Annotated in this window: 22 protein-coding genes; 14 read left to right on the forward strand and 8 right to left on the reverse strand. The window is 69.9% G+C overall.

From position 1 onward, the window contains the following. Positions 1-68: 68 nt before the first annotated feature. The 7 genes from paaA to AB0E56_RS15235 all read left to right on the forward strand — a co-directional run bounded on the left by paaA (position 69) and on the right by AB0E56_RS15235 (position 6,296). Positions 69-1,043 (forward strand): 1,2-phenylacetyl-CoA epoxidase subunit PaaA, encoded by a 975-nt coding sequence (gene paaA, locus AB0E56_RS15205; protein WP_359800345.1) that lies wholly within the window; start codon positions 69-71, stop codon positions 1,041-1,043. Next, positions 1,043-1,348 (forward strand): 1,2-phenylacetyl-CoA epoxidase subunit PaaB, encoded by a 306-nt coding sequence (gene paaB, locus AB0E56_RS15210; RefSeq protein ID WP_029262355.1) that lies wholly within the window; start codon positions 1,043-1,045, stop codon positions 1,346-1,348. Before paaA ends, paaB begins: the two co-directional genes overlap by 1 nt. Further along, the gene (paaC, locus tag AB0E56_RS15215; RefSeq protein WP_359800348.1) at positions 1,345-2,181 is read left to right on the forward strand and encodes a 1,2-phenylacetyl-CoA epoxidase subunit PaaC; all 837 of its coding nucleotides are present in this window, start codon (positions 1,345-1,347) and stop codon (positions 2,179-2,181) included. The genes paaB and paaC overlap by 4 nt, the downstream gene beginning before the upstream one ends. Further along, on the forward strand, positions 2,175-2,669 hold the full coding sequence (gene paaD / locus AB0E56_RS15220; RefSeq protein ID WP_359800350.1) for a 1,2-phenylacetyl-CoA epoxidase subunit PaaD: 495 nt from the start codon (positions 2,175-2,177) through the stop codon (positions 2,667-2,669). The genes paaC and paaD overlap by 7 nt, the downstream gene beginning before the upstream one ends. 1 nt (position 2,670) lies before the next feature. Further along, entirely contained in the window at positions 2,671-3,834 is a 1,164-nt protein-coding gene (gene paaE, locus AB0E56_RS15225; RefSeq protein ID WP_359800353.1) for a 1,2-phenylacetyl-CoA epoxidase subunit PaaE, read from the forward strand. A gap of 12 nt (positions 3,835-3,846) precedes the next feature. Further along, entirely contained in the window at positions 3,847-4,617 is a 771-nt protein-coding gene (locus tag AB0E56_RS15230) for an enoyl-CoA hydratase/isomerase family protein (protein WP_359800355.1), read from the forward strand. Between the two features lie 155 nt (positions 4,618-4,772). After that, the gene (locus AB0E56_RS15235; RefSeq protein WP_359800357.1) at positions 4,773-6,296 is read left to right on the forward strand and encodes an ATP-dependent DNA ligase; all 1,524 of its coding nucleotides are present in this window, start codon (positions 4,773-4,775) and stop codon (positions 6,294-6,296) included. A 19-nt stretch (positions 6,297-6,315) separates the two neighbouring features. Here AB0E56_RS15235 and AB0E56_RS15240 read toward each other — a convergent pair whose 3' ends face one another. Next, positions 6,316-6,825, reverse strand: a complete 510-nt coding sequence (locus AB0E56_RS15240; protein ID WP_359800359.1) for a phosphoribosyltransferase — start codon at positions 6,823-6,825, stop codon at positions 6,316-6,318. 163 nt (positions 6,826-6,988) lie between these two features. Here AB0E56_RS15240 and AB0E56_RS15245 point away from each other — a divergent pair, with 163 nt between their 5' ends. Beyond that, complete coding sequence (locus AB0E56_RS15245) at positions 6,989-8,638, forward strand: thiamine pyrophosphate-binding protein (RefSeq protein ID WP_359800360.1); 1,650 nt, start codon at positions 6,989-6,991, stop codon at positions 8,636-8,638. A 25-nt stretch (positions 8,639-8,663) separates the two neighbouring features. After that, a complete protein-coding gene (locus tag AB0E56_RS15250) occupies positions 8,664-9,512 on the forward strand; it encodes a PhzF family phenazine biosynthesis isomerase (RefSeq protein ID WP_359800361.1) in 849 nt (282 codons plus the stop codon). Positions 9,513-9,540: 28 nt separating this feature from the next. On the opposite strand, the gene AB0E56_RS15255 is transcribed toward AB0E56_RS15250, so the two are convergent. The 6 genes from AB0E56_RS15255 to AB0E56_RS15280 all read right to left on the reverse strand — a co-directional run bounded on the left by AB0E56_RS15255 (position 9,541) and on the right by AB0E56_RS15280 (position 15,607). After that, positions 9,541-9,915: a VOC family protein gene (locus AB0E56_RS15255; RefSeq protein WP_359800363.1), complete on the reverse strand. Its 375-nt coding sequence runs from the start codon at positions 9,913-9,915 to the stop codon at positions 9,541-9,543. A 112-nt stretch (positions 9,916-10,027) separates the two neighbouring features. Next, positions 10,028-10,657: a response regulator transcription factor gene (locus AB0E56_RS15260; protein ID WP_359800365.1), complete on the reverse strand. Its 630-nt coding sequence runs from the start codon at positions 10,655-10,657 to the stop codon at positions 10,028-10,030. After that, positions 10,654-11,877 carry a histidine kinase gene (locus AB0E56_RS15265; protein WP_359800367.1) on the reverse strand — a complete coding sequence of 408 codons (1,224 nt, stop codon included), beginning with the start codon at positions 11,875-11,877 and terminating at the stop codon, positions 10,654-10,656. The genes AB0E56_RS15260 and AB0E56_RS15265 overlap by 4 nt, the downstream gene beginning before the upstream one ends. Before the next feature lie 41 nt (positions 11,878-11,918). Further along, positions 11,919-12,674, reverse strand: a complete 756-nt coding sequence (locus tag AB0E56_RS15270) for an ABC transporter permease (RefSeq protein WP_359800369.1) — start codon at positions 12,672-12,674, stop codon at positions 11,919-11,921. 1 nt (position 12,675) lies between these two features. Further along, a complete protein-coding gene (locus AB0E56_RS15275; protein ID WP_359800371.1) occupies positions 12,676-13,650 on the reverse strand; it encodes an ABC transporter ATP-binding protein in 975 nt (324 codons plus the stop codon). Positions 13,651-13,735: 85 nt separating this feature from the next. Then, the gene (locus AB0E56_RS15280) at positions 13,736-15,607 is read right to left on the reverse strand and encodes an FAD-dependent monooxygenase (protein ID WP_359800372.1); all 1,872 of its coding nucleotides are present in this window, start codon (positions 15,605-15,607) and stop codon (positions 13,736-13,738) included. A 130-nt stretch (positions 15,608-15,737) separates the two neighbouring features. Between AB0E56_RS15280 and AB0E56_RS15285 the strand changes: the two genes are divergently transcribed. Continuing rightward, positions 15,738-16,448, forward strand: coding sequence for an IclR family transcriptional regulator (locus AB0E56_RS15285; RefSeq protein WP_359800374.1), 711 nt, complete (start codon positions 15,738-15,740; stop codon positions 16,446-16,448). 93 nt (positions 16,449-16,541) lie between these two features. On the opposite strand, the gene AB0E56_RS15290 is transcribed toward AB0E56_RS15285, so the two are convergent. Continuing rightward, a complete protein-coding gene (locus AB0E56_RS15290) occupies positions 16,542-17,921 on the reverse strand; it encodes an MFS transporter (protein WP_359800377.1) in 1,380 nt (459 codons plus the stop codon). A gap of 81 nt (positions 17,922-18,002) precedes the next feature. Between AB0E56_RS15290 and AB0E56_RS15295 the strand changes: the two genes are divergently transcribed. From AB0E56_RS15295 to hpaD, 4 genes are read left to right on the forward strand one after another with little or no spacing between them, the layout of a single operon-like run. Then, entirely contained in the window at positions 18,003-19,589 is a 1,587-nt protein-coding gene (locus AB0E56_RS15295; RefSeq protein WP_359800379.1) for a fumarylacetoacetate hydrolase family protein, read from the forward strand. Next, the gene (locus AB0E56_RS15300) at positions 19,586-20,269 is read left to right on the forward strand and encodes a GntR family transcriptional regulator (RefSeq protein WP_359800381.1); all 684 of its coding nucleotides are present in this window, start codon (positions 19,586-19,588) and stop codon (positions 20,267-20,269) included. The genes AB0E56_RS15295 and AB0E56_RS15300 overlap by 4 nt, the downstream gene beginning before the upstream one ends. Continuing rightward, entirely contained in the window at positions 20,266-21,762 is a 1,497-nt protein-coding gene (gene hpaE / locus AB0E56_RS15305; protein ID WP_359800384.1) for a 5-carboxymethyl-2-hydroxymuconate semialdehyde dehydrogenase, read from the forward strand. The genes AB0E56_RS15300 and hpaE overlap by 4 nt, the downstream gene beginning before the upstream one ends. A gap of 30 nt (positions 21,763-21,792) precedes the next feature. After that, complete coding sequence (gene hpaD / locus AB0E56_RS15310; RefSeq protein WP_359800386.1) at positions 21,793-22,959, forward strand: 3,4-dihydroxyphenylacetate 2,3-dioxygenase; 1,167 nt, start codon at positions 21,793-21,795, stop codon at positions 22,957-22,959. Positions 22,960-22,965: the final 6 nt, after the last annotated feature.

The raw sequence follows: 22,965 nt of genomic DNA on the forward strand, positions 1-22,965 counted from the left end.
CTCATCCCGTGTGTCAGAATTACCTAACGATCGGTCAGTAAAGAAGACCGGATGCCGAGGAGTCGATGATGACCAGTCCCGCAGACCTGTCCCTGGTGGGCGAGCTCTCCGACGAGGAGCGCCTGTTCGACGAGCTCATCGCGAACGAGCAGCGCATCGAGCCACGCGACTGGATGCCCGACGCCTACCGCAAGACCCTGATCAGGCAGATCTCCCAGCATGCGCACTCCGAGATCATCGGGATGCAGCCGGAGGGCAACTGGATCACGCGCGCGCCGAGCCTCAAGCGCAAGGCCATCCTGATGGCCAAGGTGCAGGACGAAGCGGGCCACGGGCTCTATCTCTACTCCGCCGCGCAGACCCTCGGCGCCACCCGCGACGAGATGATGGACCAACTCATCACCGGCAGAGCCAAGTACTCCTCGATCTTCAACTACCCCACCCCCACCTGGGCCGACATGGGGGCCATCGGCTGGCTGGTCGACGGCGCGGCGATCTGCAACCAGGTGCCGCTGTGCCGCGCATCGTACGGCCCCTACGGCCGGGCCATGGTCCGCGTCTGCAAGGAGGAGTCGTTCCATCAGCGGCAGGGCTTCGAGATCCTCCTCACGCTCATGCACGGAACAGAGGAGCAGCGGCGGATGGCGCAGGACGCGGTGGACCGCTGGTACTGGCCGAGTCTGGCGATGTTCGGACCGCCAGACGACCAGTCCCCCAACTCGGCGCAGTCGATGAAGTGGAAGATCAAGCGGTTCTCGAACGACGAGCTGCGTCAGCGCTTCGTCGGGATGCTGGTACCCCAGGCCGAGATCCTCGGCGTCACGCTTCCCGACCCCGACCTGCGCTTCGACGAGGAGACCGGGCAGTACGCGATCGGAGAGATCGACTGGGAGGAGTTCTTCGAGGTGCTGCGCGGCAACGGGCCCTGCAACGCCGAGCGCCTGGAGCGCCGCCGCACGGCGCACGAGGAAGGCGCCTGGGTGCGCGAGGCCGCGGCCGAGTACGCCCGCAAGCAGGCACTGAAGACGAAGGCGGTGGCGTGATGGCGACGCCGGGAGCAGACGAGCGCGAGCCGTGGCCGCTGTGGGAGGTGTTCGTCCGCGCGAACCGCGGGCTGAGCCACGTGCATGTGGGCTCACTGCACGCCCCTGATGCCGAGATGGCGATCCGCAACGCCCGAGACCTCTACACGCGTCGCGGTGAGGGCGTCTCGATCTGGGTCGCTCCTGCCGAGGCGATCACCACGAGCGACCCCGACGCGAAGGGCGCGTACTTCGAGAGCCCCGCAGGCAAGAACTACCGGCACGCGGTGTACTACACGGCGTCCGAGGGAGTGCCGCACCTGTGAGCGCCGCGCATGACGATCTCGACGTCCACGGCGACGTCTCCGTCGACGAGCCCCGCCTCTCGCAGGAGCTGTCGGGCACCGGTGCGGTCGCCGCATCGGCCGACATCGCCGAGTACGCCATGCGGCTCGGCGACGATGCACTGATCCTCTCGCAACAGCTGGGCGGGTGGATCTCCCGCGCTCCCGAACTGGAGGAGGATGTGGCGCTGGGCAACATCGCGCTCGACCTCCTCGGCCACGCCCGGTCGTTCCTGCACTATGCCGGATCGTACGACGGTCGCAGCGAAGACGAGCTCGCGTTCTTCCGCGACGAGCCCGAGTTCCGCTGCGCGTGGATCGTGCAGCAGCCCAACGGCGACTTCGCCCAGACGATCGCCCGGCAGTTCGTGGTCGCCACGTACATGTTCGAGCTCTACGCCGCGCTGCGCGCGAGCAGCGACGCGACCTTCGCGGCGATCGCCGAGAAGTCCCTCAAGGAGGTCGACTACCACCGCGACCACGCCGTGCAGTGGGTGCTGCGACTCGCCGGCGGCACCGAGGAGTCCCGGACGCGGATGATCCGCGCGCTCGGCGACGTCTGGCCGTACGTCGACGAGCTCTTCCGCGACGACGACCTGATCGACCGCCTCGGCGATGCGGCCGTGCGCCCGTCGACGCTCCGCGCCGGATTCGACCGGGTGGTCGAGACGGTCTTCGCCGACGCCGAGGTGGCGACGCCCGCCGTCGCCGCTTCGTCCGCCGGTGGTCGACGGGGCGCGCACGCCACGCCGCTCGGCCACATCCTCGCCGAGATGCAGGTGCTCGCACGACGGCATCCGGGGGCATCATGGTGACCCGCACTCCCACCCAGGACGCGTGGGTCATCGCCGCCGCCGTTCCCGACCCCGAGGTGCCGGTGCTCACGATCGAAGACCTCGGCGTGCTGCGTGCCGTCGAGGTCGAAGGCTCCCGCGTCCGGGTCGACATCACACCGACATACAGCGGCTGCCCCGCGATGGACGCCATCCGCGACGACGTCGTGCTCGCCCTCACCGCCGCGGGCTATGCCGAGGTGGAGGTCCGCCTCGTCCTCTCCCCCGCGTGGACCACGGACTGGATGACCGAGGCGGGCAAGAGCAAGCTCGTGGAGTACGGCATCGCGCCACCCTCCGGGCGTGCCGCATTGTCGAGCGGTCCGATCCGGCTGACGCTGAGCGTGCGCTGCCCGCGCTGCGGGTCGCTCGACACCCGCGAGGTCTCGCACTTCGGCTCCACCTCCTGCAAGGCCCTGTTCGAGTGCCGGGCCTGCCTCGAGCCCTTCGACCACTTCAAGGTGCACTGACATGTCGCTCTTCACCGCTGCCGCTGCGCCGGCGCCTCGGCCGACGACTCCGCGCGAGGCCGCTCCCCGCACACGCGCGCGCTTCCACACGCTCACGGTCGAAGACGTGCGCCCGCTCACCGACGACGCCGTCGAGGTGACCTTCACGGTGCCCGCGGCCCTCGCCGACGAATACGACCATCTCCCTGGGCAGTACGTCGCGCTGCGCACCACGCTCGACGGTGTCGAGGTGCGGCGCTCGTACTCGCTGTGCCGCGCGCCGGAGCACAGGGACGACGGGCAGGACACGAGACTGAGCGTCGCGGTCAAGCGCGACGAGGGCGGACTGTTCTCGACCTGGGCGCAGACCGGACTCCACCCGGGATTCGAGATCGACGTCATGAGCCCGCAGGGCACCTTCACGTCGGGGCTCGACGACCTCGACCACCGGCATGTGGTCGGCATCGCCGCGGGGTCGGGGATCACTCCGTTGATGGCTCTCGCGCACACCGTCCTGACCCGGTCGGACACCTCCCGGTTCACGCTCCTGTACACCAACCGCGCGACGCTCGACGTGATGTTCCTCGAAGACCTCGCCGACCTCAAGGATCGCTACCCGACCAGGCTCGTGCTGCACCACGTGCTGTCCCGCGAGCAGCGGACCGCGCCCGTGCTCTCCGGTCGCATCGACGAGGAGAAGCTCCGCACGATCCTCGACACCCTCATCCCGCCGGCGACCGTCGACGAGTGGTTCCTGTGCGGGCCGCTCGCCCTGGTCGACCTGTGCCGCGAGGTCCTGGCGGATCGGGGCGTCGACCGCTCGCACATCCGCTTCGAGCTGTTCACGACCGGCGACGAACCGGCGCGAGCGGCCAGACCGGTGCAGGTGAGGGCGGGCGAGAAGACCGTGCGCATCGAGGTCACCCTCGACGGCGTCTCCTCGACCGTGGAGAGCCCGTTCGACGCCCACGAGTCGGTGCTCAACGCGGCGCTCCGCGTGCGACCTGACGCCCCGTTCGCGTGTGCCGGAGGAGTGTGCGGCACCTGTCGAGCACGCGTGCTGGAGGGCAGCGTGACCATGACCGAGAACTACGCCCTGGAGCCGGATGAGCTCGAGCGCGGGTTCGTGCTCACCTGCCAGTCCCACCCCACGAGCGACCGTGTGGTCGTGGACTACGACGTCTGACCAGGAGCCCCGATGATCGATCTCACCATCGCCGAAGACGTCGCCACGATCGTGTTGAACGCGCCGGCGAAGCTGAACGCGCTGGACGAACAGGCGCTGGGCGAGCTGGATGCGGCCTACGAGGCTGCGGAGGCGGCGAGCGTGCGGGCGTTGGTGCTTCGCGGGGAGGGACGCGCGTTCTGCGCCGGGCGCGACATCTCCGGCGTCGATCCGCGGGACGACGACGTGCTCGGCTATCTCGGCGGTCTGGTCACCCCGCTGCTGCAGCGCATGGCGCGGTTCCCCGCCCCGACGTTCGCCATGGCCCACGGCGCGTGCCTGGGCGTCGGGCTCGGGCTCCTGATCGCGACCGACGTCGTGTACGTCGCGGAGTCCGCGAAGATCGGCTCCCCGTTCGCCGCACTCGGCGCGACGCTCGACTCCGGCGGGCACGCCCTCTTCCTCGATCGGCTCGGCGCCCACAAGACGCTCGACCTGATCTACACGGGCCGGCTCATGAGCGGAGCAGAGGCCGTGACCTCCGGGCTGTTCTCCCGGGTGTTCCCGGACGACGAGGTGGCTCAGGCGACGACGGACGCCGCCACCACGGCCGCCCGCGGTGCCACGGCGGCCTTCCTCGCCAGCAAAGATTTGATCGCGAGGATCCGCGACGAGCGGCTCGCACTGTGGGACGCGGTCGGCATCGAGAACACCGCGCAGGCCGCCCTGTGCGACACCGACGACTACCGCGAGGGCTTCGCCGCGTTCCAGGAGAAGCGCAAGCCGCAGTTCCGCGGGCGCTGAGCACGACCTCCGCCGCCCCGCCCCGCCCCGTCGCGTCCTCCGCATCAGGCGAACACGCCGCATCAGGCCGTTCTCCCGAGAATCGGCCTGATCCCGCGTGTCTGCCTGCGCCCCGGTGCGATGCGGATGTCGGACCTCGATGCGAGAATGCCCAGATGATGCTCGCAGAGCTCGTCTCCACCGCCGACCGCGTCGGGGCCACGTCGTCGCGACTCGCCAAGATCGACGCCATCGCCGACCTGCTCGCGCGCGCCGATCCGACCGAACTGCCCGCCGTGACGGGTCTCCTGCTCGCGACGCCGCGACAGGGACGATTGGGGGTCGGATGGCGCGGCCTCTCGGGCATCGAGATCGCGCACACCGACGAGTCCGTGCTGACCGTCGGCGACGTCGACACCTCGCTCGACGCCCTCGCTGCCGCATCCGGCACGGGCTCCGCGGCCGCGCGCACCGCGATCCTCGCCGATCTCGCGTCTCGGTCGACCGCGGCGGAGTGGGACTTCCTGGTGCGCGCGATGCTCGGCGAGCTGCGCACCGGGGCCCTCTCCGGCGTGCTCCTCGATGCCATCGCCCGCGCGGCGGAGCGCCCGTCCGCCGTCGTCCGTCGCGCCGCGATGCTCTCGGGCGACCTCGGCGAGACCGCTCGCATCGCGCTGACCGAACCCCTCGGTGCGCTCGAGGCCGTCGGGCTGCAGGTCGGTCGCCCGGTCCTGCCCATGCTCGCGGCGACGGCGGCGAGTCCGTCGGCGGCGCTCGAGGTCACGGGCGAGGCGTCGGTCGAATACAAGCTCGACGGCGCCCGCATCCAGGTGCACCGCCGCGGCGACGAGGTCGGCGTCTACACCCGGAGTCTCGCCGACATCACGCACCGTGTGCCCGAGATCGTCGAGATCGTGCGCTCCCTGCCGGCCCACGATCTCATCCTCGACGGCGAGACGCTGTCGCTCGATGAAGACGGAGGGCCGCGCCCGTTCCAGGAGACCATGTCGAGGTTCGGCGCCGAGGTGTCGCGTGAGCTCGTGCTGCGGCCCTGGTTCTTCGACGTGCTGCATGTCGACGGGCGTGACCTGCTCGACGAGCCTCTCTCCACGCGTCTGTCCGAGCTCGAACGCGTGGCCGGAGACTGGCGGATGCCCGGCGTCGTGACCGACGACCCCGCTGCCGCCGAGCAGCTGTCGCTCGATGCCCTCGCCGCAGGGCACGAAGGTGTCGTGGTCAAGGCGATCGACGCCCCCTATGCCGCCGGCCGCCGCGGCAAGTCCTGGATCAAGGTCAAGCCCGTCCTGACGTTCGACCTGGTGGTCCTCGGCGCGGAGTGGGGATCGGGCCGACGCCGAGGCTGGCTGTCGAACCTGCACCTGGGAGCGCGCGATCCCGAGGGCGAGTTCGCCGACCCGGGTGGCTTCGTCATGGTCGGCAAGACGTTCAAGGGCCTCACCGACGAGGTGCTGCGCTGGCAGACGGAGCACTTCCCCGAGCATGAGACACACCGCACGGCATCCACGGTGTTCCTGCGTCCGGAGATCGTGGTCGAGATCGCGATCGACGGCGTGCAGCGCTCCCCGCGCTACCCCGGAGGCATCGCCCTGCGCTTCGCCAGGGTGAAGGGCTACCGGGACGACAAGTCGCCGGCGGAGGCGGACACGATCCAGACGCTGCGATCGCTGCTGCGAGGCTGACCCGCGGGATGGCCGCGGTTCAGGCGGAAGGGGCGAGCCCCTGGTCCTCTTCCCGCACCGTGCCGCGGAACGACCACGGGAAGTCGATCCAGAGATCGGTGTCCTTCCAGGCGTAGTCGGGCTGGATGATCGTCGAAGGCTTGGTGAAGATCGTCACCGAGCGCACGTCGGCACCCTTGTCCTTCAGCAGCTGCACGGCGAGTGCGAGGGTGCGCCCGGAGTCGGCGACGTCGTCGACGAGCAGAACGCGGCGGCCATCCAGGTACGCCATGTCGAGCTCAGGCGGAAGCACCTCCGGCGCATCCAGGACCGTGCCGATGCCGGTGTAGAACTCGACGTTGATCGCCCCGCAGTTCTTGGCACCGAGTCCGTACGCGATCGCTCCGGCCGGCAGCAGTCCGCCGCGGGCGATGGCGACGACCACCTCCGGCATGAAGCCGCTGTCGAGGATGTTCCGCGCCAGCTCACGCGTCGCCGATCCGAAGCCGTCCCAGGTGAGCGTCTCCCGCTCGATCGCTGCATCAGTCATCGGCCCATTCTCGCGTATCCGAGGCGCGCGACCCGCCGGTAGACTGAGCGGGTCCGGCCCGGCCGGTGCCTGAAAAAGAGGCACGAAGCACTCCGTGAAGATGCGGAGGCGAGACACATACGGATCCCGCAGTTCCTCCGTCCCTGTCTCGAAAGGCTTTCGCATGCCCACCGTCTCCGCGCACGTCGCTCTCACCCTCGCCCAGCACATCGACGCCGTCTTCGGTGTGATGGGCAACGGCAACGCCTACTTCCTCGACGCCCTCGAGACGCAGACCGACGCCGTGTTCACCGCCGTCCGACACGAACAGGGCGCCGTGGTCGCCGCGGATGCGCACTTCCGCGCTTCCGGACGCATCGCCGCCGGCACGTCCACGTACGGCGCGGGGTTCACGAACACCCTGACCGCTCTCGCCGAAGCCGTGCAGGCGCACGTCCCGCTCGTGCTCGTGGTCGGCGATGAGCCCACTTCGGGCCCGCGCCCGTGGGACGTCGACCAGATCGCGCTCGCCTCCGCCGTCGGCGCCCGCACGTACACGGTCGGACGCGCGGATGCCGCGGCGACCACGGTCATCGCGATCGAGCACGCCCTCACCTATCGCGTCCCGGTCGTGCTGGCCATCCCGTATGACGTCGCCGCGCTCGAGGCCGGCGAGGTGCCGGAGGCCCCGTCCCCCCGCATCCCCGCACCGCTCGCACCGCGGGGCGAGTTCGCCGAAGGGATGCTCGACGAGATCGCCGAGGCCCTGCGTGGCGCACGCCGCCCGTTCCTGCTGGCCGGCCGTGGTGCGTGGCTGTCCGGAGCGAGCGGCGCGCTGGGCGAGCTCGCCGCGGCGACGGGGGCACTGACCGCCTCGTCCGCCCTCGGCCGTGGTGTCTTCCCCGAGCCGCAGTACGACCTCGGGGTGACGGGAGGATTCGGTGCGGACGGGGCCATGGACCTCGTCCGCACGGCCGACGTCGCAGTGGTCTTCGGCGCCTCGCTCAACCAGTTCACGATGCGCTTCGGCGAACTGTTCGCCCCGGGGACCCGGGTGTTCCAGATCGACACGGCTCCGGCGGCGACACATGCCCATGTCGGTGGGTTCGTGCGCGCCGATGCCCGGTTGGCCGCCGAGGCCCTCGTCCGTCGACTCAGCCCGGCGACGACGACGACCTCGTGGCGCGAGTCCGTCGACGTGACCGCGGCTCGTGCCTACGAGCCCGGGGACGAGCTCGCCGCAGACGGACGCCTCGATCCGCGTTCGGCCGCCCGTCGCATCGCCGAACTCCTGCCGGAAGACCGCGTCGTGGTGTCCGACGGCGGGCACTTCATCGGCTGGGCGAACATGTACTGGCCCGTCGCTGCCCCCGATCGCATGATGATGGTCGGCACCGCGTTCCAGTCGATCGGTCAAGGCTGGCCGAGCGTGGTGGGCGCGGCCCTCGCGCGGCGGGAGTCCACCATCGTGCTGACCTCGGGCGACGGCGGCGGTCTCATGGCGATCGCCGACCTCGAATCCGCGGTCCGTGCGGCCGGTGGCCGGGGCATGGCAGTGGTGTGGAACGACGCGGCATACGGCGCGGAGGTCAACCTCTACGGGCTCAAGGGCCTGGCCGAGGGTCCGATGCGCATCCCCGAGGTCGACTTCGCGGCGTTCGGTGCGGCCGTGGGCGCGGAGGGCATCGCGGTGCGCACCCTCGCCGACCTCGACCGGCTCGCGATCTGGACCACGGAGGACCCCGCGTCCCGCCGATTCCTGCTCCTCGACCTCCGCATCTCGGGCGATGTCATCGCGCCCTACCAGCAGGAGATCATCCGTGTGAACTCGTGAGGGGCGCTGCCGGTAGGCTCCCGGGATGACGACCACCCCCGAGATCCTGCGCTACAGCGCGTTCGCCGCGACGCCGGAGGGCGGGAATCCGGCGGGAGTCGTGCTCGACGCCACCGGTCTCGATGAGTCGGAGATGCGGCGGATCGCCGCGGACGTGGGCTATTCGGAGACCGCGTTCGCGACGCCGGTGCGCGGGATCCCCGGCCGTCACCGCGTGAGGTACTGGTCGCCGGCGGCGGAAGTACCCTTCTGCGGTCATGCCACCGTGGCGACGGCCGTGGCGCTCGCCGAGCGGGACGGCGCCGGGACCGTGGTGTTCGACACCGCGGCCGGGTCGATATCGATGGAGTCTTTCGCGGGCGCCGATGGGCGGGTGACCGTGTCGTTCACGAGCGTGGAGCCGCAGGTCCGCGACCTCGACGAGCGCGTCCGCGATCGGCTGCTCGAGATGCTCGGGCTGGTCGCCTCCGACCTCGATCCGCGCTTCCCCGCGCGCGAGGCCTTCGCGGGCAACTGGCATCCGATCGTGTTCCTCGCCGACCGCGAGCTCTTCCACCAGTTCCGGTTCTCGCCGTCGGAGGTCGCCGCCCTCATGCGCGAACAGGGGTGGCTCGGCACGGTCACGGTGCTGCACGCCGAAGACCCGGCCGACCTCGAGGCGAGGAATCTGTTTCCGGTCGGTCGCATCACCGAAGACCCGGCAACGGGGTCGGCCGCCGCCTCGACGGGCGCGTACCTTCGCGCGCAGGGTTTCCCGGGCAAGTCCGTCCGGATCCGCCAGGGCAGGCATGTCGGACGCCCCAGCGAACTGCTCGTCGCCATTCCTGAGACCGGAGGCATCGTGGTCTCCGGCGGCGCGACACCGATCGTCTGACGCCGAAGGTGCACGCGCCGACGAACCCCTAGGCGCCGTACTCAGGCAGCTGCTGCAGTGTCCAGGAGTTGCCGTCGGGGTCGTCGAACGAGACGAAGCGCCCCCACGCCAGCTCCTCGACGCCCCGCGCCTCGACGCCGAGCCCCTGCAGATGCGCCAGAGCCTCGTCGGCGTCCGGCACCACGACCTGGATGGTGTTCTGCCGCCCCGGTTCGAGGTCGATACCCAACCCGGTGCCGAACGCGATCGAGCATGCCGACCCCGGGGGTGTCATCTGCACGAATCGCAGCCCTTCGACGGGCGTGTGATCCCAGTCGGGGGTGAAACCGATCTTCTCGTAGAACTCCTTCGACCGGTCGACGTCGGTGACCGGTACGAAGATGAGCTCGATCTTCCAGTCCATCTCGCACTCCTCCTGTCGGGCGCCCTCGCCCGTCGGAGCCCACCGTACGCGCGGCCACCGACACCGCACCAGACTCCGCGCAGGTCGGCCGCGCCATCCCGTGGCGGTCGTGTCAGATCCACCCCTTGTCGAGCGCGATCCGCACCGCCTGCGCCCGGTTCGCCGCGCCGGTCTTGCCGATCGCCGCGGAGAGATGGTTCCGCACGGTCCCCGCCGAGAGGAACACCTCCGCTGCGATCGCCGCCGCCGGGCGTCCGTCTGCGGCCAGGCGCAGCACCTGGCGCTCCCGGTCGCTCAGCGGGTTCGCGCCGTCGAACAGGCTGTCGGCCGCGAGCGCCGGATCCAGCACATGCAGCCCGGAGTGCACCCGGCGCACGGCTTCGGCGAGCTGCTCGGCTGGAGTGTCCTTCACGATGAACCCGCTGGCTCCGGCGTCGAGGGCCGAACGCAGATAGCCGGGGCGCGCGAACGTCGTCACGACGAGGATGCGCGTCCCCGGACTCGCCTCCCTGATGCGGCGCGTCGCCTCGACGCCGTCCATGCCCGGCATCTGGACGTCCATCAGGCAGACGTCCGGCCGGAGTTCCTCCGCGAGCCGCAGCGCCTCCGCACCGTCGGAGGCCATGCCGACCACGGCGAGGTCCGGCTCCAGATCGAGCAGCGCGCCCAGCGCACCCCGCACGAGCGCCTGGTCATCCGCGATCAGCAGCCGAATGCCGCCGGCCTCCCCCACGGTCGTCACCACGTCACCTCCACCCGGGTACCCGACCCCTCGGATTCCCCCGCCGCGGTGATCATGAATCCCGCGCCCGCCTCCGCCGCGCGTTCGCGCATGCCACGGATGCCGTTGCCCGCGCCATCACCCACCCCCTCCGCCATGCCGATCCCGTCGTCTTCGACCACCAGCCGCCCCGGCGCGAACAGCACCCGCACCGTGCGCGCCTCGGAATGGCGCAGCGCATTGGTCGTCGCCTCGCGCAGGATCCAGCTCGCGGTGATCGCCTGCACCGGCGACAGAGTCGCGGGCTCCCCGTCGACGCGCAGGTCGATGTCGGCCGCGCGGAGCGAGTCCCGCGATGACGCGAGCTGTTCGACGAGCGTCGTCGCCCGTGCACCAGCCACCGAAGACCGCACCCCGGCGATCGCCTCCGCGGTCAGTCGCTCGATGTCGGCGAGTTCGGCCTTGGCGCGCTCCGGATCGGAGTCCATGAGGCGGCGCACGAGCTGCGCCTTGAGCCCGACGACGGTCAGCGAGTGGCCGATCAGGTCGTGCACGTCGCGCGCGACGGCTTCGCGCCCCTCACTCGTCGCCAGCTCGAGCCCGAGCTGTTCAGCCTCGGCGGAACGGATGATGAGCCAGGTCGACACCGTGTTGACCACGCCGAGCAGCCCGATGATCGCCAGCACCGACAGGTAGCTGAGCCCTCCGGGGAGGAGGAAGACGCACAGCGCGGCGATCGTGATGGCTGCGATCGTCGTGATCCAGTGCCAGACGCGCGTCAAGCCGTACGAGGCGAACGACATGATGAACGGCAGGAAGCTGAGCGCCGACCCCCCTTCCGCGGGCACGGAGACGGCCGCGCACAGGATGAGCGCCGCGAACGTGATCCACTGCCGGGTCGACGGCGGTCGTCCGAGTCCCCCGCCGCCTCGCATGCCGTGCATGAAGCCGGTGACATAGAGCACGACGAACAGCACCAGGGCCGTCCAGCCGACGACCACCCAGGCGACCGACGCCTCGGAGCGGAGCAGCGCGAGCACCGGGTACACGAGGAAGACCAGCCAGATCACGGCCATGAGCCAGCCGAACCGCGCCCAGGGGTCCTTTCCCACCGGTCCACGCGGGGCCCGCGCTCCCGGCACCGACCACGCAGCCGGGGGTGCGCCGAGCGCGGCGAGATCGGCGGCGTCGCGCGAGGGCCGCGCGCGCCGCCGATCGTCGGGGGTGGAGTGCGGCGTCATCCGTCCAACCTACTGTCGTCGGCGGCTGTCATCGTGTCCGCCTACTGCCGCGCCCGGGAGCGCTTCATGCCCATCATGACCAGCACCGCGAAGACCGCGAGCCAGACCGCGACGTTGAGGAAGAGCATCCACAACTGGTCGGTCTGCCCGGTCGTGAGGGTGCCGTCGGTCAACGGCCACCGACTGAGGGCGACGAAGCCGTACAGGGGCGTGAACCGGGCGATGTCGAGCATCACGCCGTCGAGCGGCATGAAGACGTTCCCGAAGAACGCGAAGAAGGTCATCGAGATCGAGGCGAGGGCCGCCGCCGAGTCCGAACTGAAGAAGAGCCCGACGCCGAGTCCGAACAGGCCGTACATCAGGCCGAGACCGAGGATGATCCCCGCTGTGGCGACCCAGCGCCAGGCGTCCTCGGCGTGCGCGCCGGTCATCATCCCCGCGGCGAAGACCGCGACGAGGGCGAGCGCCGCGAAGGCGACGGAGGTGAGCAGTTTGGTCATCGCGTAGCCGGCGGTGGTGAGCGGCGTCATCGCGAGCTGGCGACCCCACCCCTGTTTCGCCTCGGTCGCGGCGAGCGAAGTCAGCGAGCTCATCGCGACCGCCGTCCCGTAGGCGGCCATCGAGGTCATGACGTAGAACGAGACGTTGCCGTGCCCCGCCGAGAGAGAGCCGTAGCCCATCCCGGCGCCGAACAGCAGGTACATCGCGACCGGCATCGCCAGGGTGAACGCGAGCGTGTACGGGTTGCGCAGCTGGCGGACGCCTTCGATGCGCAGCATGGTGGGTGAGACGAGCATGTCAGTTCTCCGTGAGGGCCGTGAAGGCGGTTTCGAGGGTGGGTGCGGCGATCTCGAGGTCGTGAGCGCCGCCGTCGAGCAGAACGCGGGCAGCGGCGTCGGAGTCGGTCGCCCGCAAGCTGAGCCGGTCGCCGTCCATCCGCACGGCGCTGACGCCCTCCATGGCCTGCAGGGTCGTGGTCAACGCGGTCGATGCCGGGTCGACGGTCGCTGAGACGGTCCGCTCCCCCAGGCTCGCGCGCAGCAACGCGGTCGGCGCGTCCGCCACGACCGTCCCCCGATGCATGACGACGGTCCGGCGGGCGAACTGCTCCGCCTCCTCCAGGTAGTGGGTGGCGAAGATGATCGTGCGCCCCGCGTCCGCGTCGGCCCGCATCACATCCCAGAAGTGTCGGCGCGCGGTGACGTCCATGCCGGCGGTCGGCTCGTCGAGCACGAGGATGTCGGGGTCGGAGACCATCGCGAGGGCGAACTTCACCCGCTGCTGCTCGCCGCCGGAGCACTTCGACACCCTCCGACGCGCGAGGTGCTCGAGGTCGGCGCGCGCCATGACCTCGGTCACCCGCTCCAGCGCGTCGGCTCCGTACAGCGAGGCGATGAGTCGGACCGTCTCGCCGACGGTCAGATCGCCGAGGAGTCCGCCCGTCTGCAGCACGGCGCCGATCGCCCCGCTCGACGTGGCCTGATCGGGTGTGACACCGAGCACGCGCACCGAACCGCTGCTGGGGGCGCTGAGGCCGAGCAGCATGTCGAGCGTGGTGGTCTTGCCCGCGCCGTTCGGACCGAGCAGCGCGACGACCTCTCCGCGGCGGATCGACAGGTCCACCCCGTCGACGGCCTGGACGCGGCGGTCTCCCGTGCCGAAGTGGCGGGTGACGTCGTTCAGCTCGAGCACCACGGAGGCGTCAGCCGAGGTGTCGGATACCGGTCGCGCGACGGCCCGCGTCGCCGGCTCGTGCACAGAGGAGTTGTTCATGCCTCCAGCCTCGCGGCGTCGCGGCGGCGGGGCCGGAGGGCGGTGTCATCTCCTCGGCATGACACGTGTCACGCCGAGGGGCGCGTCACTGCGCCGGGAGGAACGCCCCCTGCAGGAACTCCTCGAGCTCCGCGGTCGCCGTCAGCGGGAAGATCGCCGCGACGTACTGGTCGGGACGCACCACGACGACCACCCCATCGCGCGACAGCTCCCGCGCCTCGAAGATGTCGGTCGCGCACCACTTGCTGGGCCCCGCCGCGTAGACCTTCTCCCAGTCGGTGAGCCCGAGGGGTCCGGTCTTCGGCTGGAAGAGCGCCGGCGCCGAGGTCACCTCGACCTCCTCGAACGGCTGCGGGTACACGACCTTCACGTCGAAGACCGCATCGACGTCGGCGTCGGCCGGGGTGAAGCGCCCGAACACGGGCTCGGCCGCTGCCGCCCAGGTGGCGAGCGCCTCGCCGGTGCGGTCGCCGAACGCGTACACCCGCCAGCGCCCGTCGGCCTTGGCATGGTGCCCGAGGTGCACGACGTTGCCGTCGCCTACCCGCACGACCTCGGCCGACTTGAACCGCTTGCCCAGCGGGAACCCGCCGGCGAGCGCCTGGTGCGCGTCCGTCCCGGTGATCATCGACGAGGTGTACTGCGTCATGAAGCCGGAGGGGAACTCGGCCGTGGCGAGATAGTAGGTCGCGAGCTCGTTGGGGTCGGAGATCTCCTCGGGCTTGCGCGCCATCAGGCTCGACCACTCCCGGTCGAAGTCGATCAACTGCTGAGCCACCGGCCGACGCTCGGCACCGTACGTGGCCAGCAGCGACTCGGGGGCACGACCGGTGAGCACCGAGCCGAGCTTCCACCCGAGGTTGAACCCGTCCTGCATCGAGACGTTCATGCCCTGTCCCGCCTTGGCGCTGTGCGTGTGGCAGGCGTCTCCGGTGAGGAACACGTGCGGCGTGCGGCCGGAGTCGTCGATCACGTCGTCGAAACCGTCGGTGACGCGGTGACCGACCTCGTACACGCTGTGCCAGGCGACCTGCTTCACGTCGAGCGTGTACGGGTGCAGGATGTCGTTCGCGCGGCGGATGATCTCCTCGATGGGCGTCTGCCGCACCCGGTGGTCGTCGTCTTCCGCGACCTCGCCGAGATCGATGTACATGCGCGACAGGTAACCGCCCTCACGCGGGATGTGCAGGATGTTCCCGGCCTCGGAGTTGATCGCGCACTTGGTGCGCCAGTCGGGGAAGTCGGTGTTGACCAGGACGTCCATCACTCCCCACGCATGCGCGGCGGAGGCCCCGACGTGAGTGCGACCGATCGCCTGGCGCACACCGCTGCGGGCGCCGTCGCTGCCGACGACGAACTTCGCCCTGATCGTGCGCTCCTCGCCGGAGCGCTCCCCTCCGACGTACCGGATCCGCACCTCGACGGGGTGCTCCCCCGCGTCGTGCACGGTGAGTCCGACGAACTCGACCCCGTAGTCCGGCACGATGCGGCCGGGACCGTGTGCCGCTGCTTCGGCGAAGTAGTCGAGCACGCGCGCCTGGTTGACGATGAGGTGCGGGAACTCGCAGATGTCGTAGGCGTAGTCCGCCGTCCGGGTGGTGCGCACGATCTCGCGCGGGTTCTCCGGGTTCGGGCCCCAGAAGTTCATCCAGCCGATGTTGTACGCCTCGGCGATGATGCGTTCGGCGAATCCGAACGCCTGGAAGGTCTCGACGCTGCGCGGCTGGATGCCGTCGGCCTGGCCGAGCGGAAGGCGACCCTCGCGCTTCTCGATGATGCGGGTGGCGATGCCGGGGTACTGCGACATCTGCGCGGCGAGCAGCATCCCGGCGGGGCCGGAGCCGACGATGAGCACGTCGATCTCGTCGGGGATGTCGGCCGGGCGATCGGCGCCGATGCCCGCGGCGTCCTGCACGCGCGGGTCGGCGGAGACATAGCCGTGGTGGTGGAACTGCATCGTCGTCGATTCCTTCCGGACGTCTTCGTCGGGTCTTGCGTCCTGACAGCTCGAGTTCTATATTCGAACACACTGTTCTACTATTGAACACAGCGTAATGCGCGCCGCCCGCGATCGCAAGGAGCTGCCCATGCCCGACAGCGCGACGACCTCCCCCGCCTCACAGACGCTCAGCCGGGGCATCCGGATCCTCGAGGTGCTCGCAGACGCCCGCGAACCCCTGATGATCGACGAGATCGCGACCCGCCTCGGCGTCCACCGGTCCATCGCCTACCGCCTGCTGCGCACCCTGGAGGATCACAGCCTCGTCTCGCGCGACGCCGCCGGCGCCGTGAGCCTGGGCGCCCGTATGGCCGCACTCGCCGCTGGCGTCGCCCACGACCTGCAAGCCGAAGCCCTGCCGGAGCTCACCGCGATCGCCAACGACCTCGGCATGACCTGCTTCCTCGCCGTGCTCGACGGCGAGGAGTGCATCACCCTCGCGAGCGTGGAGCCGCGACACCCGGTCGCGAGCGTCGCGCAGCGCCCCGGCGCCCGGCATCCCGTCACGGTGGGGGCGCCGGGCAAGGCGATCCTGGCGCAGCTCTCCGACGGGGAATGGCCGAGAGAGGCCCCCGCCTCACTGGCCGCCGACGTCGACGCGGCCAGGAGGCGCGGGTACGCCACGAGTCACGATGAGGTCATACCCACCGTGCAGGCCGTGGCGGTCCCGCTCGTCCTGCGGGGACAGCGCCCTTCGGCGATCGCCGTGCTCCACGTCGCGACCGACCTCGACGACGCCGAGATCGCCGCACGTCTGCAGCGATCGGCCGCCGTGATCCGCGAAGCGCTCGACGGCTGACCACGGCTGAACGGCGACGCTCCCGCCGCGCGTCGGCCGACACGGGAGCACCGTATCGGCCGCGCACGCGACGGGAGCGTCGCTCGGGAGGGGTCAGGCCTTGGCGAGTCCGCGGATCGGACTGACGGACTGCTCCTCCTCGTGGTCTGGCCCGAGCGGGATCCCCGAGCGGTCGCGCAGCAGCAGCGTCGCGATCAGCCCGAGAACGGTCATGCCCGCCAGGTACCACGTCACGCCCTGCGTCGAACCGGTCTCCTTCACGATCGCCGTCGCGATCAGCGGGGCGAAGGCACCGCCGGCGATGGCACCGATCGCGTACGAGATCGAGACGCCCGAGAAGCGGATGCTCGCCGGGAACAGCTCGGTGTAGAGGGCCGCCTGCGGCCCGTACGTGAACCCGAGGCCGATCGTGAGGATCGCGAGGCCGGCGAACAGCAGACCGATCTCGCCCGTGTTCACGAGCGGGAACAGGGTGAACACACCGACGAGCTGCAGCACCCAGCCGATGATGTAGGTGGAGCGGCGACCGATCCGGTCGGAGACCCAACCGGCGAGGAGCGTGGTGAGCAGCCAGGTGACGGCCGAGCCGGCGACGGCCCACAGCACCGGCCCTCGCTCGAGGCCGATCGGCCCCTCCGGGTTCGTGGCGTAGCCCTGGATGTAGCCGCCGGTGGTCATGTAGCCCACCGCATTGTTTCCCGCGAAGACGAGGGCGGCGATGATCACGAGCAGCAGGTGCTTGCGGAACAGCTGCGCGATCGGCATCCGCGCCTTCTCCTTGCGGGCGGCGAGCTCGGTGAACACCGGGCTCTCCTCGACCCGACGGCGCACGTAGTAGCCGACGAGGATCAGCACGACGCTGAGCAGGAAGGGCACGCGCCAGCCCCAGATGGCGAACTGCTCGCCGGGGGCGATCGCCGTCATCAGCGCCATCACTCCCGAGGCGAGCAGCAGCCCGAGCGGAACACCGATCTGCGGGGATGCACCGAAGATGCCGCGCTTCTTGCGGGGTGCGTGCTCGACGGCCATCAGCACGGCGCCGCCCCACTCGCCACCGGCCGAGATGCCCTGGATGATGCGCAGCAGCACCAGCAGGATCGGGGCCAGCACGCCGATCGTCTCGTACGTGGGCAGCAGACCGATCAGCGCGGTCGCCGCCCCCATCAGGATCAGCGTCCACATGAGCACCGTCTTGCGGCCGAGCTTGTCGCCGAAGTGGCCGGCGAGGAAGGCGCCGAGCGGGCGGAAGAGGAAGCTCACACCGACGGTGGCGAACGCGATCAGCGCACTGTCCGCGCCGAGCGGCTCGAAGAACAGCTGCCCGAACACGAGTCCGACAGCTGTCGCGTAGATGAAGAAGTCGTACCACTCGACCGTGGTTCCGACGACGGTGGCGAACACGACACGACGGCGATCAGCCGCTGTCGCAATGGTTCCGGTGGGCGTGAACCCACCCTGTGACTGCCCGCTCATGGGGTGTCTCCTTTGATTGTGACCGCATTGTCACGGCGCGCATCGAGCGTGAACCCGAAGTGCTTGCCGAGGGGTGAACCGATGATATATGATTTCGAATACGACGCACAAGGCGTCCGCACGACACCGCAGACGAGCGCGAGGAGGCGCCCCGTGACGGAAACACTCCACCGCCCCGGCAAGATCATCGCGATCCATCTGAGCTACGCCTCCCGTGCCGATCAGCGCGGTCGACGCCCGGCATCGCCCTCCTACTTCTTCAAGCCGGCGAGTTCCGTCGGCGTCTCCGGCGGCACGGTCGAACGGCCGGCCGGGACCGAACTGCTCGCGTTCGAAGGCGAGATCGCCCTGGTGATCGGCACGGCAGCCCGCCGCGTGTCACTTGACGAGGCCTGGGCCCACGTCGGCGCGGTCACGGCATCGAACGACCTGGGCCTGTACGACCTGCGCGCGAACGACAAGGGCTCCAACGTCCGGTCCAAGGGCGGCGACGGCTACACGCCCCTCGGTCCCGAGCTCATCGACGCCCGCACGGTCGACCCCGCGGCTCTGCGGGTCAGGGCGTGGGTCAACGGCGAGCTGCGTCAGGATGACACCACGGCCGGACTCATCTTCCCGCTCGCACAGCTCGTGGCCGACCTCTCCCAGCACTTCACGCTCGAGCCGGGTGACGTCATCCTCACCGGCACGCCGGCGGGTTCCTCGGTCATCGTGCCTGGCGATGTCGTCGAGGTCGAGGTGGATGCGCCTGACGCTCCCGGCGCTCCGACCTCCGGGCGCCTGGTCACCACCGTGACCCAGGGCGAGATCCCGTTCGATGAGACGCTCGGCTCGCTTCCGGCGGTGGACGACCTTCAGCGCACCGAAGCCTGGGGCTCGGCCGAGGCCGCCGGGCTGGCGCCCACCCCCGGTGAGGGGTCGCAGAACGCCGCGCGCACCCCTGCCGATGCGGCGATTCCTGACCCCTCACCCCTCTCCCCCGAACTGCGAGCCCTGCTGCTCGAGGCTCCGACGGCCGGGCTCTCGGCGCAGCTGCGCAAGCGCGGCCACCACTCCTGCTTCATCGACGGCGTGTCCGTCAACATCCCCGGCAGCAAGATCGTCGGCACGGCGAAGACGCTGCGCTTCGTCCCCTTCCGCGAAGACCTCTTCGACTCGCACGGCGGCGGCTACAACGCGCAGAAGCGCGCGTTCGACGCGGTGGAAGACGGCGAGGTGATCGTGATCGAAGCGCGCGGCGACGCCACCACCGGCACCCTTGGCGACATCCTCGCCCTGCGCGCGAAGACCAGGGGCGCGGCCGGTGTGGTGACGGACGGCGGCGTGCGCGACTTCGATGCGGTCGCCGAGATCGGCCTGCCGGTGTTCTCACAGGGCGCCCATCCCTCCGTGCTCGGACGCAAGCACGTGCCGTGGGACGTCGACGTCACCATCTCCTGCGGCGGTGCGACCGTCCAGCCGGGTGACATCATCGTCGGCGACAGCGACGGCGTGATCGTCATCCCGCCGTCGCTGGCGGCAGAGGTCGCTGCAGACGCCGTGGCGCAGGAGGTCGAAGACGCCTGGATCGCCGAACAGGTCGCGGCAGGGCATCCGGTCGACGGTCTCTTCCCGCTCAACGCGGAGTGGCGCGCGCGCTACGAGGCGGCGACGGGCGGCGCGCGATGACGACCACGTCCGCCAGCAAGTCCGAGGTCGCGTACGACTGGATCCGCTCCCGGATCACGGGACACATGTTCAGCCCCGGGTATCGCCTGGTGCTGGGTTCCATCGCCGACGACCTGAAGATGAGCGTCGTCCCTGTGCGCGAGGCGATCCGCCGCCTCGAAGCGGAGGGCTTGGTGACGTTCGAGCGCAACGTCGGAGCGCGTGTGACGCTCGTCGACGAGAGCGAGTACGCGCACACCATGCAGACCCTCGGACTCGTCGAGGGGTCGGCGACCGCGCTCTCCGCTCCTTTCCTCGACGAGGACGCCCTGGACGAGGCCGCCCGCATCAACGAGCGGATGGCGCAGATGCTCGACCACCTCGACGCGCACGCGTTCACCGAGCTCAACCGCCAGTTCCACTCGGTCCTGTTCGAGCCGTGCCCCAATCCGCATCTCCTCGATCTCGTGCACCGCGGCTGGTCACGGCTGTCGGCCATCCGCGACTCGACCTTCGCGTCGGTCCCCGGACGAGCCCAGCACTCGGTCGAGGAGCACACCGAGATCCTCGAGCTCATCCGCGCGGACGCTGACCCGCTCGAGATCGAGCTCGCCGCCCGCAACCACCGCTGGCGCACCATGGACGCGTTCCTGGATGCGCTGCACACCCGTTCCGCCCCGACGACCGGAGAACTCTCATGACCGATTCGCGCATCCCCGCCGACCTCCCGGACCACATCCAGCACTACATCGACGGCGCGTTCGTCGACTCCGTCGACGGCGATACGTTCGACGTGCTCGACCCGGTGACGAACCAGACCTACACGACGGCCGCGGCCGGCAAGAAGGCCGACATCGAGCTCGCGGTCGCCGCGGCGAAGCGCGCCTTCGACGAGGGGCCGTGGCCGCGCATGCTCCCCCGCGAGCGCTCGCGTGTCCTGCACAAGATCGCCGACCTCGTCGAGTCCCGCGATGCCCGTCTCGCCGAGCTGGAGTCGTACGACTCCGGCCTGCCGATCACCCAGGCGTTGGGCCAGGCTCGCCGCGCCGCCGAGAACTTCCGCTTCTTCGCCGACCTGATCGTGGCCCAGTCCGACGACGCCTTCAAGGTGCCCGGCCGTCAGATGAACTACGTCAACCGCAAGCCGATCGGGGTCGCCGGCCTCATCACGCCGTGGAACACGCCGTTCATGCTCGAGTCCTGGAAGCTGGGACCCGCTCTCGCGACCGGCAACACGGTCGTCCTCAAGCCCGCCGAGTTCACGCCGCTGTCCGCCTCGCTGTGGGCGGGCATCTTCGAAGAGGCGGGACTGCCGAAGGGCGTCTTCAACCTCGTGAACGGTCTCGGCGAAGATGCGGGCGACGCACTCGTCAAGCACCCCGACGTGCCGCTCATCTCCTTCACGGGCGAGAGCCGCACCGGACAGATCATCTTCGGCAACGCCGCCCCGTTCCTCAAGGGCCTGTCGATGGAGCTCGGCGGCAAGTCGCCGGCCGTGGTCTTCGCCGACGCCGACCTGGAAGCCGCCGTGGACGCCACGATCTTCGGCGTCTTCTCCCTCAACGGCGAGCGCTGCACCGCCGGCTCCCGCATCCTCGTCGAGCGCTCGATCTACGAGGAGTTCGTCGAGCGGTACGCCGCACAGGCGAAGCGCGTCAAGGTCGGCTACCCGCATGACCCCGAGACCGAGGTCGGCGCGCTCGTGCACCCCGAGCACTACGACAAGGTGATGAGCTACGTCGAGATCGGCAAAGGCGAGGGACGCCTGGTCGCCGGCGGCGGTCGCCCCGAGGGCTTCGACGAGGGCAACTTCGTCGCGCCGACCGTGTTCGCCGACGTCGCCCCCGACGCCCGGATCTTCCAGGAGGAGATCTTCGGTCCGGTCGTGGCGATCACGCCCTTCGACTCCGATGAGGAGGCGCTGTCGCTCGCGAACAACACCAAGTACGGGCTCGCGGCCTACATCTGGACCAACGACCTCAAGCGCGCGCACAACTTCGCGCAGTCGGTCGAGGCCGGGATGGTGTGGCTGAACAGCAACAACGTGCGCGACCTGCGCACCCCGTTCGGCGGCGTGAAGGCCTCTGGCCTCGGGCATGAGGGCGGCTACCGCTCGATCGACTTCTACACCGACCAGCAGAGCGTGCACATCACGCTCGGGCCCGCACACAACCCGACCTTCGGCAAGAACTGACCCACCGCAGCAAGAAGCAAGGACGCTGACATGACCGACAAGACGGCAAAGACCCTCACCTCCTCCGGCTACTACGTGTCGCAGGAGGCACCGATCCAGTCCGACAACCCCGTCGCGACGCCGAAGGCCACCCCGCCGGACATCCTGCGCTGCGCGTACATGGAGATCGTCGTGACCGACCTGGCCGCGTCGCGCCAGTTCTACGTCGACATCCTCGGCCTCTATGTGACCGAGGAGGACGACGAGGCGATCTACCTTCGGTCGACCGAGGAGTTCATCCACCACAACCTCGTGCTGCGCAAGGGCCCGATCGCGGCCGTCGCGGCCTTCTCCTACCGCGTGCGCTCCGCGGGTGACCTCGACCGCGCCGTGGAGTTCTATACCGAGCTCGGATGCGACGTGCGCCGCAACGAGAACGGCTTCGTGAAGGGCATCGGCGACTCGGTGCGTGTGGTCGACCCGCTCGGCTTCCCGTACGAGTTCTTCTACGCCACCGACCACGTCGAGCGTCTGTCCTGGCGGTACGACCTGCACACCCCGGGTGAGCTCGTGCGCCTCGACCACTTCAACCAGGTGACCCCCGACGTGCCGCGGGCCGTGCGGCACTACCAGGACCTCGGCTTCCGCGTGACGGAGGACATCCAGGACGAGGAGGGCACCGTGTACGCCGCGTGGATGCGCCGCAAGCCCACGGTGCACGACACCGCAGCCACCGGCGGCGACGGGCCCCGTATGCACCACGTCGCGTTCGCCACGCACGAGAAGCACAACATCCTGGCGATCTGCGACAAGCTCGGGGCGCTCCGCCGCTCCGACGCGATCGAGCGCGGTCCTGGTCGCCACGGCGTCTCGAACGCCTTCTACCTGTACCTGCGCGACCCCGACGGCCACCGCGTCGAGATCTACACGCAGGACTACTACACGGGCGATCCCGACAACCCGGTCGTCACGTGGGACGTGCACGACAACCAGCGCCGCGACTGGTGGGGAACCCCTGTGGTCCCCTCCTGGTACACCGATGCCTCGCTCGTGCTCGACCTCGACGGCAACCCGCAGCCGGTGATCGCCCGCACCGATTCGAGCGAGATGGCAGTGACCATCGGCGCCGACGGTTTCTCCTACACCCGCGCGGACGAGGGCGAGAAGTCGATGCCCGAGTACAAGCAGGGCGAGTACAAGCTGGGCCACCAGCTCTAGGAGGCT

Source organism: Microbacterium sp. NPDC028030 (assembly GCF_040637855.1).
Lineage (GTDB): Bacteria > Actinomycetota > Actinomycetes > Actinomycetales > Microbacteriaceae > Microbacterium.

Excerpts from the sequence above, each read along its gene's own strand:
- paaA (WP_359800345.1), top strand. The coding sequence starts at position 69 with ATGACCAGTCCCGCAGACCTGTCCCTGGTGGGCGAGCTCTCCGACGAG.
- paaB (WP_029262355.1), top strand. The coding sequence starts at position 1,043 with ATGGCGACGCCGGGAGCAGACGAGCGCGAGCCGTGGCCGCTGTGGGAG.
- paaD (WP_359800350.1), top strand. The coding sequence starts at position 2,175 with ATGGTGACCCGCACTCCCACCCAGGACGCGTGGGTCATCGCCGCCGCC.
- paaE (WP_359800353.1), top strand. The coding sequence starts at position 2,671 with ATGTCGCTCTTCACCGCTGCCGCTGCGCCGGCGCCTCGGCCGACGACT.
- AB0E56_RS15230 (WP_359800355.1), top strand. The coding sequence starts at position 3,847 with ATGATCGATCTCACCATCGCCGAAGACGTCGCCACGATCGTGTTGAAC.
- AB0E56_RS15235 (WP_359800357.1), top strand. The coding sequence starts at position 4,773 with ATGATGCTCGCAGAGCTCGTCTCCACCGCCGACCGCGTCGGGGCCACG.
- AB0E56_RS15240 (WP_359800359.1), bottom strand. The coding sequence starts at position 6,825 with ATGACTGATGCAGCGATCGAGCGGGAGACGCTCACCTGGGACGGCTTC.
- AB0E56_RS15245 (WP_359800360.1), top strand. The coding sequence starts at position 6,989 with ATGCCCACCGTCTCCGCGCACGTCGCTCTCACCCTCGCCCAGCACATC.
- AB0E56_RS15250 (WP_359800361.1), top strand. The coding sequence starts at position 8,664 with ATGACGACCACCCCCGAGATCCTGCGCTACAGCGCGTTCGCCGCGACG.
- AB0E56_RS15255 (WP_359800363.1), bottom strand. The coding sequence starts at position 9,915 with ATGGACTGGAAGATCGAGCTCATCTTCGTACCGGTCACCGACGTCGAC.
- AB0E56_RS15265 (WP_359800367.1), bottom strand. The coding sequence starts at position 11,877 with ATGACGCCGCACTCCACCCCCGACGATCGGCGGCGCGCGCGGCCCTCG.
- AB0E56_RS15270 (WP_359800369.1), bottom strand. The coding sequence starts at position 12,674 with ATGCTCGTCTCACCCACCATGCTGCGCATCGAAGGCGTCCGCCAGCTG.
- AB0E56_RS15275 (WP_359800371.1), bottom strand. The coding sequence starts at position 13,650 with ATGAACAACTCCTCTGTGCACGAGCCGGCGACGCGGGCCGTCGCGCGA.
- AB0E56_RS15280 (WP_359800372.1), bottom strand. The coding sequence starts at position 15,607 with ATGCAGTTCCACCACCACGGCTATGTCTCCGCCGACCCGCGCGTGCAG.
- AB0E56_RS15285 (WP_359800374.1), top strand. The coding sequence starts at position 15,738 with ATGCCCGACAGCGCGACGACCTCCCCCGCCTCACAGACGCTCAGCCGG.
- AB0E56_RS15290 (WP_359800377.1), bottom strand. The coding sequence starts at position 17,921 with ATGAGCGGGCAGTCACAGGGTGGGTTCACGCCCACCGGAACCATTGCG.
- AB0E56_RS15295 (WP_359800379.1), top strand. The coding sequence starts at position 18,003 with ATGATATATGATTTCGAATACGACGCACAAGGCGTCCGCACGACACCG.
- AB0E56_RS15300 (WP_359800381.1), top strand. The coding sequence starts at position 19,586 with ATGACGACCACGTCCGCCAGCAAGTCCGAGGTCGCGTACGACTGGATC.
- hpaE (WP_359800384.1), top strand. The coding sequence starts at position 20,266 with ATGACCGATTCGCGCATCCCCGCCGACCTCCCGGACCACATCCAGCAC.
- hpaD (WP_359800386.1), top strand. The coding sequence starts at position 21,793 with ATGACCGACAAGACGGCAAAGACCCTCACCTCCTCCGGCTACTACGTG.